The sequence below is a fragment of the Pseudomonas sp. LBUM1660 genome, assembly GCF_059695935.1.
Window position 1 is genome coordinate 1,436,851 of the sequence record NZ_CP166795.1, and the last position, 12,370, is coordinate 1,449,220.

The 12,370-nt window shown below is 57.4% G+C and carries 16 protein-coding genes; 15 read left to right on the forward strand and 1 reads right to left on the reverse strand.

Going from position 1 to position 12,370, the window contains the following annotated elements; all coding sequences use genetic code 11:
* Positions 1 to 140 precede the first annotated feature (140 nt).
* Positions 141 to 1,274, reverse strand: a complete 1,134-nt coding sequence (locus tag ACA068_RS06640) for an acyltransferase family protein (protein WP_497308546.1) — start codon at positions 1,272 to 1,274, stop codon at positions 141 to 143.
* A 142-nt stretch (positions 1,275 to 1,416) separates the two neighbouring features.
* Between ACA068_RS06640 and ACA068_RS06645 the strand changes: the two genes are divergently transcribed.
* The 15 genes from ACA068_RS06645 to ACA068_RS06715 all read left to right on the forward strand — a co-directional run bounded on the left by ACA068_RS06645 (position 1,417) and on the right by ACA068_RS06715 (position 12,310).
* On the forward strand, positions 1,417 to 2,151 hold the full coding sequence (locus tag ACA068_RS06645) for a LexA family transcriptional regulator (protein ID WP_497310548.1): 735 nt from the start codon (positions 1,417 to 1,419) through the stop codon (positions 2,149 to 2,151).
* Between the two features lie 485 nt (positions 2,152 to 2,636).
* The gene (locus ACA068_RS06650; RefSeq protein ID WP_497308548.1) at positions 2,637 to 3,056 is read left to right on the forward strand and encodes a tail fiber assembly protein; all 420 of its coding nucleotides are present in this window, start codon (positions 2,637 to 2,639) and stop codon (positions 3,054 to 3,056) included.
* Positions 3,057 to 3,188: 132 nt separating this feature from the next.
* Positions 3,189 to 3,599 carry a tail fiber assembly protein gene (locus ACA068_RS06655; protein ID WP_497308550.1) on the forward strand — a complete coding sequence of 137 codons (411 nt, stop codon included), beginning with the start codon at positions 3,189 to 3,191 and terminating at the stop codon, positions 3,597 to 3,599.
* A gap of 133 nt (positions 3,600 to 3,732) precedes the next feature.
* On the forward strand, positions 3,733 to 4,083 hold the full coding sequence (locus ACA068_RS06660; RefSeq protein ID WP_497308552.1) for a phage holin family protein: 351 nt from the start codon (positions 3,733 to 3,735) through the stop codon (positions 4,081 to 4,083).
* 48 nt (positions 4,084 to 4,131) lie between these two features.
* Positions 4,132 to 4,644, forward strand: a complete 513-nt coding sequence (locus ACA068_RS06665; protein ID WP_497308554.1) for a hypothetical protein — start codon at positions 4,132 to 4,134, stop codon at positions 4,642 to 4,644.
* 3 nt (positions 4,645 to 4,647) lie between these two features.
* A complete protein-coding gene (locus tag ACA068_RS06670; protein WP_497308556.1) occupies positions 4,648 to 5,259 on the forward strand; it encodes a phage baseplate assembly protein V in 612 nt (203 codons plus the stop codon).
* Positions 5,260 to 5,269: 10 nt separating this feature from the next.
* The gene (locus tag ACA068_RS06675; RefSeq protein ID WP_497308558.1) at positions 5,270 to 5,602 is read left to right on the forward strand and encodes a GPW/gp25 family protein; all 333 of its coding nucleotides are present in this window, start codon (positions 5,270 to 5,272) and stop codon (positions 5,600 to 5,602) included.
* Positions 5,599 to 6,594, forward strand: coding sequence for a baseplate J/gp47 family protein (locus tag ACA068_RS06680; RefSeq protein ID WP_497308560.1), 996 nt, complete (start codon positions 5,599 to 5,601; stop codon positions 6,592 to 6,594). Before ACA068_RS06675 ends, ACA068_RS06680 begins: the two co-directional genes overlap by 4 nt.
* Positions 6,591 to 7,226, forward strand: coding sequence for a phage tail protein I (locus tag ACA068_RS06685; RefSeq protein WP_497308562.1), 636 nt, complete (start codon positions 6,591 to 6,593; stop codon positions 7,224 to 7,226). Before ACA068_RS06680 ends, ACA068_RS06685 begins: the two co-directional genes overlap by 4 nt.
* Entirely contained in the window at positions 7,227 to 9,179 is a 1,953-nt protein-coding gene (locus tag ACA068_RS06690; protein ID WP_497308564.1) for a phage tail protein, read from the forward strand.
* Positions 9,180 to 9,191: 12 nt separating this feature from the next.
* Positions 9,192 to 9,617, forward strand: a complete 426-nt coding sequence (locus ACA068_RS06695) for a phage tail assembly chaperone (RefSeq protein ID WP_497308566.1) — start codon at positions 9,192 to 9,194, stop codon at positions 9,615 to 9,617.
* Between the two features lie 92 nt (positions 9,618 to 9,709).
* Complete coding sequence (locus ACA068_RS06700; protein ID WP_497308568.1) at positions 9,710 to 9,895, forward strand: hypothetical protein; 186 nt, start codon at positions 9,710 to 9,712, stop codon at positions 9,893 to 9,895.
* Position 9,896: 1 nt separating this feature from the next.
* Positions 9,897 to 11,063 carry a phage tail sheath protein gene (locus ACA068_RS06705; protein ID WP_497308570.1) on the forward strand — a complete coding sequence of 389 codons (1,167 nt, stop codon included), beginning with the start codon at positions 9,897 to 9,899 and terminating at the stop codon, positions 11,061 to 11,063.
* Positions 11,063 to 11,569, forward strand: coding sequence for a phage major tail tube protein (locus ACA068_RS06710; RefSeq protein ID WP_497308572.1), 507 nt, complete (start codon positions 11,063 to 11,065; stop codon positions 11,567 to 11,569). Before ACA068_RS06705 ends, ACA068_RS06710 begins: the two co-directional genes overlap by 1 nt.
* A 156-nt stretch (positions 11,570 to 11,725) precedes the next feature.
* Positions 11,726 to 12,310 (forward strand): phage tail assembly protein, encoded by a 585-nt coding sequence (locus ACA068_RS06715; protein ID WP_497308573.1) that lies wholly within the window; start codon positions 11,726 to 11,728, stop codon positions 12,308 to 12,310.
* The last annotated feature ends 60 nt before the right edge of the window (positions 12,311 to 12,370 follow it).

Consider the following 12,370-nt stretch of genomic DNA (forward strand, 5'->3'; position numbering starts at 1 on the left):
GCGCCTCTACATCGACTGACACCTGCCTATCCGTTGCGGGCTCACCGGCGTGACCCCCTCCAGGAACAGGCTGCGTGTCAGGGGCACGCGCCTTTTGGCCTGAATTCTGCGACGACAAGATACTGAGTCGAGCGGATGTATTACCGCTCTGCAGGTGCCATTTCAGCTTTCGCGACCTTGGGTTTGGGGAACAACTTGTTCAAAAAGTCGCGACATGGTTTTTCAACCGTCAAGTGCAGTCCTATGGACATCGTAATGATCAGACCCAGGAAAATCAGCTCAAAGGCGATATTGATCCCTAGGGAACTCGTTGTCTTTACGGCAAATATTGGGTAGGTGATCATATGAATCATGTAAAAAGCAAAAGAGGCTTCGCCCAACAATACAATTTTCTTTGTCGATAGAAATTTGCTCAGGTACCCCGCGCGGTCGATTGCCAGAGACAAGATCAGCAATGTAAAGGCACCTGCGTAAGCGGCGTCCCAACTATAGGCAGAGTAATAAAGTTGTTTGCAAGACATCACGGCAAGAACGACTGCAAGGCTGACGTAAGACATCACGCGCCACATTTTTACATTGCTCAGGATGTGCGAGTGTCGAGCAAAAAAGATAGCGGCCAGTATACCGAGGCTAAAGTCCAGGACACGAAACAGCGGGAAGTTGTAGAGCCAGCGATGTGCAGAGTTTGGATCTGCCGGGGAGAGTGCGTCCCTTGGCGGCAAAGACAGGTAGTACGCCAGTCCGAACTGAATCACGATAATCAGAATGGCCATGCAGATCAGGCGGTTTTTGGAATGGATAATCCCGGCTTTATTAAATAGAGGTAGCAGGAAGGGGAAAGCAAGATAAAGAAAGGCTTCAACACTAATGCTCCAGGCGGGACCATTAAGTGCACCAATGACATGTATGTCCGGATGCCAGGACTGCAGGGCCAACAGGTAAATCGCAGTTGACCTTTCGCCTCCTTCTTGAAGCCAGGCAAATGCCATTGTCAAAAAGTACAGCGGATACACTCTACAAAACCTCGCCCACAGATACCGTGGTGTGTGAACGAGTGGTCGGGATTCAAATCTGTCCAGATAGGTGTAGGCAATAATGAAGCCGGAAAGCACAAAAAAGAAAACAACGCCGGAATAACCGGAAGCGAAGAACGTTCCGACTTTATCGTTGATGCCTGAAATCGTGTAATGCGAAAAAAACACCATCAATGCAGCGAAGAAGCGCAGTCCGGTGAGAGCTGGAATATTTCCAGATCGTAAAGATGAAGTCGGCATCGCGCCCTCCTGAATTTCGCGGGATTCTACAGCAATTCGCCGCATGCAGAAGGTGGCAAACGGGTCAGCGAGGGTTGGAGAAATGCACGATTATGCTAATCAGCATTTGTCTTCCAAAAAAAGATCAAGCACTATGCCCGTTATGCAAAAACGCAATGTTTCTACCGTCTTAAGAGCGCTGCTCGATCAGCACGGGATCTCCCCCACGGAGCTTCACCGTCGCACCGGCGTGCCTCAATCCACTCTCTCGCGGATCCTCAGCGGGAAGATCGTCGATCCTTCGGATAAACACATTTCGAAGATCGCCGAGTACTTCGCCGTGAGCACCGACCAGTTGCGCGGGCGCGCGGATGTCGCTGCCACCGTCAATGCCGGGCGCGATCAATTGCATTCCGAACTCAAGGACATAAGTCTGTGGGACGACGACACGCCCGTCGATGACGACGAGGTGTCGGTCCCCTTTCTTCGCGAGGTTGAATTGGCTGCTGGATCAGGAAGATTCGTCATCGAAGAGAGCGAGCGCTCTAGCCTGCGCTTCGGAAAGCGCAGCTTGCGCCATAACGGTGTGCAGTTCGATCAGGCCAAATGCGTGACGGTGCGCGGCAACAGTATGTTGCCGGTGCTGCGCGATGGCGCCACCGTTGGCGTGAATGCGGGTAAGTGCGGGATTGGCGACATCGTCGATGGCGACCTGTACGCCATCAATCACAACGGTCAGTTACGTGTGAAACAGCTTTACCGTTTGCCCACCGGTATTCGCCTGCGCAGCTTCAATCGCGATGAACACCCGGACGAGGACTACACCTTCCAGGAAGTCCAGGAAGAGCAAATCGTCATCCTGGGTCACGTCTTCTGGTGGGGCATGTACGCCCGCTAACCTCACCTCTCTGCATTAAAACCCGCCATCCAGCGGGTTTTTTTTCGCCTCCAGAAAACCTTAGGCGCCTTTTGTCTACAAGGGTTCTATGCGCCAGCGCATGAGTTGCGCATAACTAAATGCATTAATGCATTGACTGTATATGCATTCATGCATACTCTTTGTCTCAAGCCGCTCAACAAAGCAGCTCGAAACGAAGCTCTTTAGTTCCACCACAAAGGCAGCGATGAACCGGCCTCAACGGTTCAGAGGGTTGGCAACTGACCCGGGTGTGCAGCGTAAAGCACCAGAAGCAGTTATCCGGCGGGCAGGGACCGCGGTCGGAAAAACAATCTGAATGGATCCGTACCGCGCCAGTAGCGCCGAAAGATCAACGCGAAGGACCGCATTACTGAAAAGCCCGGCAAGCGCCGGGCTTTTTGGAATGCCCACCTCGGGGCAGGAGTCGAAACACCGGGATGCCGGTGAACAATAAGGACATAAGCATGAAAAAGTACGCACGCATTGTCGGTGGCAAAGTCGACAACATCTTCCAGACCGTAAACCCGATAACTGACGAGTTTCCGTCCGACCAGCTCTGGGTCGAGGTCACCGGGTTGTCCAGCAACCAGGTCGACTACTCGTACAACGCCGTCAACACCGACGGTGTATGGAGCTTCAATTCGGGCTTCCCTTATCCCAGCTCGCCGCTCGGTGAGCAACTGCGCAATGAAAAGGTCCGTCGACTCGACAATGTCACGGCCAGCGTTGAGTCCCTGGCCTTGCAATTCAAAGTCGACCTCGGTGTGGCCACGGCCGCGGAGCAGGCTTACCTGCTGGCTTTCAAGGAGTACTGCATCGCCTTCAATCAGGTCAATAAACAGCCTGGTTTTCCGCTGACCATTGTCTGGCCTGAGCTGCCTTGAACACGATCTGAAATCGCAACAAGACAAAGACCGCATGACCCGTCCGCAGCGCGTGCAATCGCAATCGCTGCGAGACCCGGCATGCAGAAATGAAAAGCAGCGTCCGCTGCAAACCTTACAGGGAGTTGGAAGATGAACCGATATGCATGCGCAGACGGGATGAATGGCAAGGTCACCGCACTGGTGGATGCCGAGCAAGCGCCGATTCCCATCGCACCGTGGATTATCTGGGTTGATGTAACGGGTAACACGGAAATCCGGGTGGGATGGAAGGCAGAGCAAATCGACGATGTCTGGACGTTTACGGAGCCTCCCTACGAAGAGCTGCTCAATCAGGCGCTTGGTCGCACACAGCAATTTCTGGAAGAGGCAGGCCGTTGGCTGATGTTCAATCCTTTGCCCTACAAGGTTGATCTCGGCATCGCCACACCGTCGGACGAAACTTTGCTACTGGCATACAAGCAATACGTCGTTGCCGTGAGTGAAGTGAAAAATCAACCGAGCTATCCGCGAAACATCAATTGGCCCGTCGTTCCCTGGTAATCCATCAGTTCGTTCAAGCGATCGCAGCGTATTGCACTGCCTTACCGAATAACCCGGCGCTCGCCCGTTTTTTTTCAATGCCTTTTCACGTCGTGCCATTCGAGCACGCATCAATCACCCCGGGAGGCGTGACATGACAAACGAGCAACAAGCGTTGCTGGACATGCCGATCTGGCTCGTCATCGTGCTTGCGCTGGTGGGTGGGGTGTCTGGCGAAATGTGGCGCGCTGACAAGGAAGGCGCCCGCGGCTGGTCATTGCTGCGGCGCCTGGCGTTGCGATCCGGAGCCTGCATGGTCTGCGGGGTGTCGGCCATCATGCTGCTGTACGCCTCGGGTATGTCGATGTGGGCTGCTGGTGCGTTTGGCTGTCTGACAGCGATGGCCGGGGCGGACGTGGCCATCGGACTTTATGAGCGCTGGGCGGCCAAGCGGATAGGTGTTTGCGAGGTGCCGCCGCGCGATTCTGGCTCTGATCGACAGTGAGCGGGCCTCGTTGATCTTCGCATCGCTAAAAGGAAAAGGAGGCCATTAATGCCCGCCATCATCGAAAAACCTTCGCAGCTGGCTTACGCCGTCTCCGAGGCGCTGCGCACTGTAATTTCAGGTTTGAAAGTAACCCGTCATCAAGACTTCGACAGTACGGTCGATTCCGACTGGGTTCTGATTGCACTGGAACACGACGCCCCCGGTGCCCGTGGCAATGACGGGCGTATCGCTCATGTCATGACGGTTTCGTTGCAGGTCGTGTCGCCCATATCCGCGCTGGCGGCCTGCGATCTGGGCAGCCAACTGAAAAACCTGATCACTGACAACCGCTGGAAATTGCCCGGCGATCAATGCGATTTGCCGATGAACATCGATGGCATTGCATCCACATTCGTCAGCGGTGCCCGGGAGTACGCCACCTGGACCGTTTCCTTCACCCAGACCTTGTACCTCGGCCCATTAATGCTGGACGACCCGTTGGGCACTCCGAAATTCGCCCGTACCTGGGAGGTGTCGGACATCGACGATCCAGGCCAGTACCAGCCACTCGAGGAGTAATCCATGTTCGACGCACTGTTCAACCAGCAACTGGGCCCGATCATCGAGCGCCTGGCAGAAATGGAAACCGAGATTGAAGACTTGCATCGGCGTACCGACAGTCTCTGCCGCATTGGCGTGTGCGAGGTAGTCGATGCGGCCAGCAACACGTGCAGGGTCCGCCACGGGGAGTTGTTGACCCCTGCCATCAGGTTTTTCAACCCGAGTGCCGGGGCACAAAGCGAGTCGCGCATTCCCTCTGTCGGTGAACAGTGCGTATTGCTGAACCATGGCGGCGGCGACAGCGGCGGTCAGTCCGTCGCGTTGTTCGGCCTCAATGGTGGCCAGTTTCCGCCGGTCTCAACGCAGGCTTCGCTGACGCGTCGCCGCTATCAGGACGACACCGAAAGTGGTTACGACGACGTCAGTCACGCCCTGCGCTGGCAAAACGGTCCGGCCACATTCACCGGCACTCGCGAATCGCTCGAACTAAGCATCGGCCTGGCCCGGTTAGTCATGACGCCTGAGGCGATCCAGCTGCAACTGGGCGCGACCGGCTTACTGCTCGACGCATCCGGTGTGCACCTGAGCGGCCCCTTGGTGGATCACCAGGGGCGAGTCATTAGCACTGCATAAAGAGATTTCCATGATCGGAATCGATAGAAACACCGGCATAGCGGTCGACGACTGGCCGCAGTTTGTACAGCGCGCGACCCGGGCGCTGACCACGCCTTTGGGCACTCGTCAGAAGCGTCCCTTGTATGGCTCGTTGATCCCGAATCTCTTGGGACAAAACCTCGGTGACGACCTGCTGATGCTTGCCCAGAGCCATGCGGCGCAGGCGTTTTACAACGAGCAGAACGGCATTGGTGATTTCCAGCCTCAGGTGATTGTTGCCAGCCGACACGGGGCAGGGCTGCTGCTGCGTTTCGCCGGCCTCTGGAAAAACCATAATCAGACATTCGAGGTGGTGACATGAGTATGTTGATACCTGGTCAGAATCAGCTGGCCGAACCTGCGATCGTCACCGTCGAAGCGTTCGAAGATTTGCTCGCAGAGTTCAAGACGTTCGTCGTCGAGTACGTCGGCGCCCGCTCTCCCGAGCGTGCGGAAAAACTCAAGGTCAGCCTCGACAACGAGAGCGAGTTGCTGACTCTGGCCCTTGAAGCCTTTTGTGTGCGTCTGCAAATTCATGAGCGCAAATACAACGCCCGGATCAAGCAAATGTTGGCGTGGTGGGCCACGGGCAGCAACCTCGATGCGCGACTGGCGGACATGGGCCTGGAAAGGCAATTGCTGGACCCGGGCGACCCGGCGGCGTTCCCGCCAGTGGCCCCTGTTTATGAAAGCGACGATGACGCCCGGTTGCGTTACTACCTGGCGCCCCATGCACCGGCGGCCGGGTCGCGCATGCAATACCGTCGTGAGGTGTTCACCCTCGGAGAGCGTCCCGCCGTGAAGGTGGAAACCACCGCCTCAGGCGTGGTGACGGTCACCTACACGTTCGACCCGGACGGCTACGCGGCGCAGGTCAAGGATGGCAACGGACGCCGTACTGCCCCCGGAGAGGTCATGGTCACCGTACTTGCCCGTGAGGGTGATGGCACGCCCTCCGAAGCGTTGCTTGACGGTGTTCGCCAGCATTTCGCCCGACCTGATGTGCGCCCCGAAACGGACCTTGTCACGGTGCAGGGGGCGCACATCTCGAACTATAAAATCCGGGTCGTGGCGAAGATCAACGCCGGGCCAGATTCCGGGTTGACCAAGGTGGCCGCGCAGCAGCAGTTGCAGGCATATGCCGATGCCTGTCATCGCCTGGAAGGGCGAGTTGACCCGAGCTGGATCGACTACACGTTGCACAGTGCCGGCGCGGTTCAGTTGCAGATTCTTGAGCCGCTGGCGCCGATTGTGACAACGCCTTTCCAGGCCCCGTATTGCACGGGTGTCGAGGTCGAGGTGGACACATTATGAGTGACGATACGCATCGTCCGAGCCTGCTGCCGGCCAACAGTTCGTCGCTGGAAAGGGCGCTTGATCTGGGGTTTGCCCGGTTGCTTGATCGGATTGCTCCGCCGTTTCCGGCGTTGATGAATCCTGCTGAAACACCGCTGGCATTCCTGCCGTACCTCGGCGCGGATCGTGGTGTCAGCGAATGGAGTTCCACGGCTGGCGAAATCGAAAAGCGTTTGACGGTAGAACTCGCCTGGCCCACCGCTCGCCAGGCCGGGACACGCATGGCCCTGGAAAACGCTGCCAAGGGGCTGCAGTTGCGACCCGACGTGCGTGCCTGGTACGAGCAAACACCGCCAGGCCCGCCTTACAGCTTTTCCGTTCGGGCCTTTACCGAACAGCCCTACAGCGAAGAGATCGATGCCCGTCTTGATCGACGTCTGGCGGACGCAAAAAGCGAACGCGACACCTTGACGGTCTCCGTCGGCTTGAGCGCCTTTGGCAATCACGTCATCGGCGCAGCCACCGTGTGCGGCGAACTGACCACGGTTTACCCGATTGTCATCGAAGGGCTTGAAGCCTCGGGGCAGGCCTTCATGGCCGTCGGGCTCTACACCGTCGAAACCTCCACTATTTATCCTCAGGGGTCCTAAATGGCCGACTATTACACCCTGCTTACCAATGCGGGGATTGCCTACGAAACTGCCTGCAAAGCGGCGGGCCTGCCAATCAAGTTGTCTCAGCTTTCCGTCGGTGACGGCGGTGGCGCGGTTTACAACCCGGCGGCAACCGACACCGCGCTCAAGCGCGAAGTCTGGCGCGGGCCGCTCAATGCACTGTTTCAGGATGAGAAAAATCCGAGCTGGTTGCTGGCTGAAGTGACCATCCCGCCGGATGTTGGTGGTTGGTATGTGCGTGAGGCCGGGATCTGGACTGATACCGGCATTCTGTACGCCATCGTCAAATACCCGGAGTCGTTCAAGCCGGTATTGGCGACGTCGGGTTCGGGGAAAGAGTTTTACATTCGCTCGATTTTCGAGACCAGTAATGCGGCGTTGGTGACGTTGTTGATTGACGACACGGTGGTTAAAGCGACCCGTGCGTGGGTGACGTCCTATGTCGCTGACGAACTGGCCAAACTCGACAGCAAGCAATCGGTGCGCATAGCGACTACCGCCAACATCGCGCTGGCCGGGCCTCAAGTAATCGATGGCGTGGCCGTTGTCGCTGGCGATCGCGTCTTGGTTAAAAACCAGACGGCCGCGAAAGATAACGGCCTCTATATTGCCGCGTTTGCTGACTGGGTTCGGGCGAAAGACGCGGACGTCAGCACAGAGGTGACGTCGGGCTTGATCGTCTCCGTAGAACAGGGGGCGACGCTGGCCGATACTCGTTGGCAATTGGTCACTGACGGGGCGATTGTCCTGGGCTCCACGGCGCTGACGTTCCAGAACTTGACGCAAGGCTTTGCGCCGCTCAATTCGCCGGCGCTGATCAGCCCAACAGCAACTACGCCTGTGCTGTTCGACGACTCTAAAGCAATCGCCACGACGGAGTTTACCCGGCGCAGCCAAGGCAACTATCGCGGTGTGACCAGCGTGACCGGTGCCGCCACGTTAACGACGACAGCAGCCGGCACCCTCGTGAGCATGATTGGAACGTTCTCGGTCACCTTACCGACTGCCGGCAGTCTGCCGTCTGGAGGGGCGATCAATTTCCGCAATATTGGCAGTGGCAACATTACAGTTGTTTGTGCCGGGGCTGACACGATCAACGCCGGCGCCGGCCAAGCGTCGGCTACCAGTCTGGTAATGGTGCCAGGGGCTACTTTGGAGTTGGCCAGTGCTGGTGGCTCCGGCTGGTGGGCTTCGGGTTCCGCTCAGTTGCAATATGCTGCGGTGCTCGGCAACACACCTCCCCGATTTGATAACACCAAAAAGCTTGCAACGACTGAATGGATCAAGGCCAGAGGGTTCGAACTGGGTGGTTTTTACTCGTTTGTTGCCCCGTTGACCGGTATCGCGGCGCACGTGGGCAGTATGGTTCACTGTTACGGTAGCGGGCCCGTTTCCTACAGTATTCCTGACTCGGTGGCTAATGGCATTCAGGCAGGCGCCACCATTCGATTGCAGAACTGGTCAATTGCAACCCTGATTCTGTCCACTCAGGGTGCGGACAAAATGCAGGAAAGTCTCTCTATTCCGCCTTCCGCTGCGAGCAGGTCGGTTCCACCAGATACCTATCTGGATATGATCTGCGTTGGCGACGGGGCCTGGGTTTTGCTGGGTACCGGTGCCGTTGGCAAGACTGCACCGTTTGGTGCACTTATGTCGGCGAACGGCTATCAGAAACTCCCTTCCGGTTTGATCATTCAGTGGATGACGGCGCTGTTTTCAAGCGCGGCGCTGAGCACTCCATTTAATTTGCCAATTGCTTTTCCGAGCAAGAACTTCGGCTGCAACGTTTCAATGACAGACAGCACTATTTACAGCTCCACCGGTTCCCCGTTTGTGGCGGGGATGGCCAACGGCTTGGGACAGGTCGTTGTGCAGTCCAACTACACCGCCAGCCAATCGGCAGTCCGCGTACTTGCCTTCGGGATGTAAAGGGGAAATCAGATGATTTACAGCAGTAAGACAACCGGTCTTTTTCACGATTCAGATTTGGGCGGAGAGCTTCCCGCGGACGCTGTCGAAATATCGCTCGAACTGCACGCCGAGCTTTTGAACGGCCAGTCGCAGTTGATCAAGATCAACTTTGATACGGATCCACCCTCTTTGATTGAGCGTCCGCCGATGGCTCCTGAGCAATTGGCTGACTTAGAGCGCACCTGGCGTGATGGGCAGTTGGCGAAAACCGATGGCATCGTGGCACGTCAGCGCGACGAACTGGATGGTGGCGGCGCAACGACCCTGACAACCGAGCAATACGCCGAGCTGCAAGTCTACCGTCGCGAGTTGCGCGACTGGCCGCAAGGGGCGGAGTTTCCCCAGGCGTATCACCGCCCGGTTGCACCCACCTGGCTGTCTGGCCAGCTCAAATAAACGCCCCGCACCGTCGGGGCGTTTTCTTATCCGCTAACCAACACCCGACAGCCCCTTCTCTCAGGGGCTTTTTCATATCTGGAGAAACCCAAATGGCAGAACGCCAAACCTACACCGTCCTCATCCCATTCCCCGTCGGACGCGGTCACTGGTCCACCGCCGGCCAGGAACTCGACCTGCTCGACGTCGAAGCCAACGCACTGCTCAGCGCCGGTCGCCTGGAGCTGAAATCCACATCCACCAAGGCCGTGAAGGCCGCTGCCAAGAAGGCTGAATAACATGGCTGAGGTTCTGAACTTCGAGCACAACGGCATTAGCGTCAATGCCACCGAATCCCCCGAGGCCATGGGTGGCCTCGGTGACAACGTCATCGGTCTGATCGGCACTGCGCCGAAAGCCGATCTGCTGATTCCGCGCAATGCGCCTTTCCGCATCAACAGCTTCACCACCCAGGCGCTGCTCGATCCGACCGGCACAGAGTCGGGCACGCTGTTTCACGCGGTGTTCCAGATCCTGAAAGTGGTCAAGGTGCCGGTCTACGTGGTCATCGTCGAAGAGGGGGCGACTCCGGCGGATACGGCGAATAACGTGATTGGCGGCGTTGAGCCCCTGACCGGTCGCAAATTGGGCCTGGCCGCACTGAGCGGCGTCCCGGAAGACCTGACCATCATCGGCGCACCAGGCTTCACCGGCACCAAAGCCGTGGCCAGCGAGTTTGCCTCGTTCGGCAAGCGCATCAAGGCGCGTGTGGTACTCGACGGCAAGGATGCCGCGGTGGCCGATCAAGTGACCTACAGCCAGGAACTCGGCGGTGCGGACCTCGGTTTCGACCGTTGCCTGTTGGTGCACAACATGCCGTCGGTGTACTCCAAGGCGGCGAAGAAAAACGTCTTCCTGTCGCCATCGAGTCTGGCCATCGCCGCCTTGGCCAAGGTCAAGCAATGGGAAAGCCCGGGCAACCAGGTGACCTACGCCGAAGACGTGTCGCGGGTCGTGGAATACAACATCCTCGACAAATCCACCGAAGGCGATCTGCTCAACCGCTACGGCATCAGCTACTACGCCCGGACCATCCTTGGCGGCTTCTCGCTTCTGGGTAACCGCTCCATCACCGGCAAGTTCATCAGCTACGTCGGCCTCGAAGATGCCATCAGCCGCAAGCTGGTCAAGGCGGGTCAGAAAGCCATGGCCAAGAATCTGACCAAGTCGTTCATGGACCAGGAGGTCAAACGCATCAACGACTGGCTGCAAACCCTGGTCGCCGACGAAACCATCCCGGGCGGCAGCGTGTACCTGCACCCGGAATTGAACAGCGTCGAGAAGTACAAGAACGGCACCTGGTTCATCGTCATCGACTACGGCCGCTACGCGCCGAACGAACACATGGTTTATCAACTCAATGCCCGCGATGAAATCATCGAGCAGTTCCTGGAGGACGTTCTCTAATGTTTACCAACCGCGTAAGACAGGCCATCGCGGCCACCCTACAAGGCCTGCCGTTGTCGGCGACGGTGGAAAGTTTCGAACCGCCGAAGATTGATTTTGTAATGGAAACAATGGTGGGCGGGCGCTTCATTAGCGAGTCAATGGCCAAAAGTGCCACCGCGCTATCAGCCAAACTGGTTCTGCAAGGTATGGGGCCGGAAATCATGCTCGCCCTAGGCGTGAAGCTGGGGGAAGACATTCTGCTCAACGTGCGCGAGGCGGGTCAGGATCAGGACGGCAATACCTGGTTCACGTACCACACCGTTGGCGGTCAACTTAAGTCTTTGACTGAAGCCACACTCAAGATGAACGATAAACCCACCACCACGCTCGAACTCTCCTGCCGCACCTACAACCGCCTCGAAAATGGCATTCCGGTGATCGACATCGACGTGCGCACGCAAAAGTTCGTGCTCAACGGCGTGGACATTCTCGGTGATGCCCGCCGCGCTGTTTTGATTCCGTAACCCCTCGCACTACCCCCATGCAACCCGGTTAAACGCAGTCCCTGTGGGAGCGAGCCTGCTCGCGAAAGCGGCGTGCCTGACACATTGATGTCGGGTTTGTCGCCGCCATCGCTACAGGCCGGCTTCCACAGGTTGCACACCCAAGGAATTCATTTCATGTCCTGGACGCCTCCCGTTCACGTCTTGTTGTCGTCGATCACCGCCGACGACCAATCGCCACTCGAGCAAATCCAGCTCAAGCCACTGTTTTACGCCGCACAGAAAGAAGCCCTGACTCGCGCCGGCAACGATGAAGACGATCAGTTCTTCGAGCTGGCGAAATTGGCTACCGGCCTCTCGGTCAAGGAACTCGACCAGCTCAAACGCCCGGACTACGTGAGCATCGCGCAGTACGTGCATGAGATGTCGACCCTTCCGGCGTCGTATTTTCTACAGCGGGACACCGAAGCTGAATCAGCATCGAACGATCCCGACCAAGTTCAACTGCTGCAACCGCTCGATGCAGCGGGCCGCAGCCTGACCTCTCTGACCCTGGAAATGCCGGTACTGCGTGCCACCAAAGCGATGAAAAAACTGAAAACGGCCAAGGAACGCGCCGAGTTCATCACCGCCCATTGCACCGGCCTGATGATTCCCGATCTGGACCTGCTGACCGTGCCCGACTGGACACAGCTTCAGGTACGCATCGACGATTTTTTAAACAAACCGGCGGACTTCTTTCGGAGCGCGACATCGAAGTAATCCTCGATGTGGTGCCGCTCATTTACTCGGTAAGTGAGGCGGAAATTCTGGAATGGGACG